Source organism: Citrobacter sp. Cpo037 (assembly GCF_030332945.1).
Classification (GTDB): Bacteria; Pseudomonadota; Gammaproteobacteria; order Enterobacterales; family Enterobacteriaceae; genus Citrobacter; species Citrobacter portucalensis.
This window is the reverse complement of the sequence record NZ_JAOWGW010000005.1, coordinates 1-3,568: the sequence shown is the minus strand read 5'-3', so window position 1 is coordinate 3,568 and position 3,568 is coordinate 1. Positions and strand designations below refer to the sequence as shown.

Sequence of the window (3,568 nt, the reverse complement as noted above, 5' to 3'; positions counted from 1 at the left end):
TGGCTCATGATGTCCCTCTGGGATGCGCTCCGGATGAATATGATGATCTCATATCAGGAACTTGTTCGCACCTTCCTTAGTACACCCTATGTGTATGGACAAAAACTTAACAGAAATCATGCGCCTTATCACCAATCTGATCCGCACCGGCATCGTGACCGAAGTGGATCGGAAGAAATGGCTGTGCCGGGTGAAAGTAGGCGAGCTTGAAACCAACTGGATTAACTGGCTGACGCTGCGTGCCGGTGGTGTCCGAACATGGTGGTGTCCGTCGCCGGATGAGCAGGTGGTGGTGCTGAGCATGGGCGGCAATCTGGAAACCGCTTTTGTGCTGCCCGCCATCTACTCCAATCAGTTTCCTCCGCCGTCGGATTCCGTGGACGGTTGCGTGACGGAGTACCCGGACGGGGGCTGGTTTGAGTATGAACCCGCCACCGGACGATGGCATGTCAGGGGCATCAAATCCATGGTGATCGAGGCATCAGACAGTGTCACCTACAAAACCGGTGAGTTTGTGGTGGAGGCTGACACCACGCGCATTAACAGCGAGGTGGTGATCAATGGCGGCGTCACCCAGGGCGGCGGCGCAATGAGTTCTAACGGGATCGTAGTTGATGACCATGAGCATACTGGCGTTCTGAAAGGCGGTGCTAACACGGGAGGTCCGGTATGACGTTGTATATCGGTATGAGCAGGAACGACGGGCAGGCCATTGCAGATACAGACCATCTGCGCCAGTCGGTGCGGGATATTCTGCTGACGCCGCAGGGCAGTCGTCTTGCCCGCCGGGAATATGGCTCCCTGCTGTCTGCCCTGATAGACCAGCCGCAGAACCCGGCGCTGCGCCTGCAGATTATGTCTGCGGTCTATGTGGCGCTGAACCGTTGGGAGCCGCGCCTTACGCTGGATTCCATCACCATCAACGGCAATTTTGACGGCTCTATGGCGGTTGAGCTTACCGGGCACAGCAATAACGGCGCGCCAGTTTCCCTTTCCGTATCAACAGGAGCAGACAATGGCAGTCATTGATCTTTCCCAACTACCGCCGCCGCAGATTGTGGACGTGCCGGACTTTGAAGTATTGCTGGCAGAACGCAAGGCCGCCTTTGTGGCCCTCCATCCGGCTGATGAACAGGACGCCGTTATGCGCACGTTAGCGCTGGAGTCAGAACCTGTCACCAAATTGCTGCAGGAAAATACTTATCGCGAAATCCTGCTGCGCCAGCGTATTAATGAGGCTGCCCAGGCGGTCATGGTGGCCTATTCCATGGGAAATGACCTTGAGCAACTGGCAGGTAACTGCAACGTGAAGCGCCTGACGGTAGTCCCAGCAGATAATGACGCGGTGCCGCCGGTCGCCGCAGTGATGGAAAGTGATGAAGCATTACGCCAGCGCATTCCTGCGGCATTTGAGGGGTTGTCCGTTGCAGGGCCGACGGGAGCCTATGAGTTCCACGCCAGAAGCGCCGACGGGCGGGTGGCTGATGCCAGCGCAACCAGTCCGGCACCGGCAGAGGTGGTGCTTACCGTGCTGAGCCGCGAGGGTGATGGTACGGCAGGGGCTGACCTGCTGGCGGTGGTTGAGCAGGCGCTTAACAGTGAAAAGGTTCGCCCGGTGGCAGACCGCCTGACGGTGCGCAGCGCTGAAATTATTTCGTACAGCGTGGACGCGACGATCTTCCTTTATCCGGGGCCGGAGGCTGAGCCGGTGATGGCAGAAGCAAAAGCCAGTCTGCAGAAATACATCGCCAGTCAGACGCGGCTGGGACGTGATATCCGCCGCAGCGCCATTTATGCCGCGTTGCACGTGGAGGGCGTCCAGCGTGTGGAGCTGAGGTCCCCGCAGGGTGATGTGGTGCTGGATAAGACGCAGGCGGCATCCTGTACTGAATGGAGCGTCACCAACGGGGGCACGGATGAATAGCCTGTTGCCGCCGGGTTCGTCGCCGCTTGAGCGCCGACTGGCGCAGACCTGCAGCGGGATTTCCGATCTGCAGGTATCGCTGCGTGATTTGTGGAATCCGGCAACCTGTCCGATCAGATTCCTGCCTTATCTGGCCTGGGCGTTTTCTGTTGACCGCTGGGATGAGAGCTGGACAGAAAGTGTCAAGCGCCGCGTTGTGCAGGACGCGTTTTATATCCATCAGCACAAGGGGACAACCAGCGCCGTGCGGCGTGTGGTGGAGCCGTTTGGCTTCCTGATCCGCATCATTGAGTGGTGGCAGACCGGCGAAACGCCGGGGACGTTCCGTCTGGATATTGGCGTGCAGGACCAGGGCATAACAGAAGAAACCTATCTGGAGCTGGAGCGCCTGATCGGTGATGCCAAACCATGCAGCCGTCATCTGGTTGGTATGTCCATCAACCTGCAGACTGGCGGCCCGTATTTTGTGGGTGCAGCCACCTACACCGGCGAAGAAATCACGATCTACCCGTATATCAACGAAACCATTATTTCCGGCGGCACCGCTTATGAGGGCGGGGCGGTCCATGTTATTGACACGATGAGAGTGAACCCATGAGCGCAAAATTTTACACCCTGCTGACGGATATCGGCGCGGCGAAACTGGCAAGCGCCGCCGCGCTCGGTGTCCCGCTTAAAATTACCCATATGGCGGTGGGTAGCGGTGGCGGTGCGCTGCCCACGCCCAACGCGCAACAGACCGCGTTAGTTGCTGAGGAGCGCCGTGCAGCGCTGAATATGCTGTATATCGATCCGCAGAACAGCAGCCAGATTATTGCTGAGCAGGTGATCCCCGAAAACGAGGGCGGGTGGTGGATTCGTGAAGTCGGCCTTTTTGATGAAACAGGTGCGCTGATTGCTGTGGGAAACTGCCCCGAAAGTTACAAGCCGAAGCTGGCAGAGGGCAGCGGACGCACGCAGACCGTGCGTATGGTACTGATTACCAGCAGCACCGATAACATCATCCTGAAAATTGACCCTGCAGTAGTTCTGGCAACCCGCAAATATGTGGATGATAAGGTGCTGGAGCTTAAGGTGTATGTGGATGACCTGATGGCAAAGCATCTTGCTGCTGTTGATCCTCATTCACAGTATGCACCAAAAGACAGCCCGACTCTGACAGGGATGCCTAAAACGCCAACGCCACCGGCAGGAAACAACAGCACCCTGATTGCCAGCACCGCCTTTGTACAGGCTGCTATTCTTGCCCTGATTGGTGGCGCACCGGCAACGCTGGATACGCTGAAAGAAATTGCAGCAGCTATCAATAATGATCCGAATTTCAGTACCACCATTAATAATGCGCTGGCACTGAAAGCACCGTTGGCAAGTCCGGCCCTGACCGGAGCGCCAACGGCTCCCACTGCTGTTCAGTCAACGAATAATACGCAGATTGCCACTACCGCGTTTGTGAAATCTGCTGTTGCGGGGCTGGTTGGTTCGTCGCCGGAGGCGCTGGACACACTGAATGAACTGGCGGCTGCGCTGGGGAATGATCCTAACTTTGCGACAACAGTGATGAACGCGCTGGCGGGGAAACAGCCACTTGATGCCACGCTGACGAATCTCAGCGGGAAAAGCATTTCAGGGCTTCTCGAATACCTT

At 57.2% G+C, this 3,568-nt stretch carries 5 protein-coding genes; all 5 read left to right on the top strand.

All coding sequences use genetic code 11. The features are described 5' to 3' along the window. The first annotated feature begins 94 nt into the window (after nt 1-94). Nucleotides 95-673: a phage baseplate assembly protein V gene (locus tag OGX94_RS00040; protein WP_286568459.1), complete on the top strand. Its 579-nt coding sequence runs from the start codon at nt 95-97 to the stop codon at nt 671-673. After that, on the top strand, nt 670-1,029 hold the full coding sequence (locus tag OGX94_RS00035) for a GPW/gp25 family protein (protein ID WP_213351432.1): 360 nt from the start codon (nt 670-672) through the stop codon (nt 1,027-1,029). The genes OGX94_RS00040 and OGX94_RS00035 overlap by 4 nt, the downstream gene beginning before the upstream one ends. After that, complete coding sequence (locus OGX94_RS00030; RefSeq protein WP_286568457.1) at nt 1,016-1,924, top strand: baseplate assembly protein; 909 nt, start codon at nt 1,016-1,018, stop codon at nt 1,922-1,924. Before OGX94_RS00035 ends, OGX94_RS00030 begins: the two co-directional genes overlap by 14 nt. Further along, nucleotides 1,917-2,522, top strand: a complete 606-nt coding sequence (locus OGX94_RS00025) for a phage tail protein I (RefSeq protein ID WP_001397640.1) — start codon at nt 1,917-1,919, stop codon at nt 2,520-2,522. Before OGX94_RS00030 ends, OGX94_RS00025 begins: the two co-directional genes overlap by 8 nt. Further along, nucleotides 2,519-3,568 (top strand): phage tail protein (locus OGX94_RS00020; protein ID WP_286568454.1); only part of this gene is annotated, 1,050 nt, incomplete at its 3' end. The genes OGX94_RS00025 and OGX94_RS00020, both read left to right, overlap by 4 nt.

What these genes read in the sequence shown, in the direction of transcription:
- OGX94_RS00040 (WP_286568459.1), top strand. Translation starts at nt 95, where the DNA reads ATGGACAAAAACTTAACAGAAATCATGCGCCTTATCACCAATCTGATC.
- OGX94_RS00035 (WP_213351432.1), top strand. Translation starts at nt 670, where the DNA reads ATGACGTTGTATATCGGTATGAGCAGGAACGACGGGCAGGCCATTGCA.
- OGX94_RS00030 (WP_286568457.1), top strand. Translation starts at nt 1,016, where the DNA reads ATGGCAGTCATTGATCTTTCCCAACTACCGCCGCCGCAGATTGTGGAC.
- OGX94_RS00025 (WP_001397640.1), top strand. Translation starts at nt 1,917, where the DNA reads ATGAATAGCCTGTTGCCGCCGGGTTCGTCGCCGCTTGAGCGCCGACTG.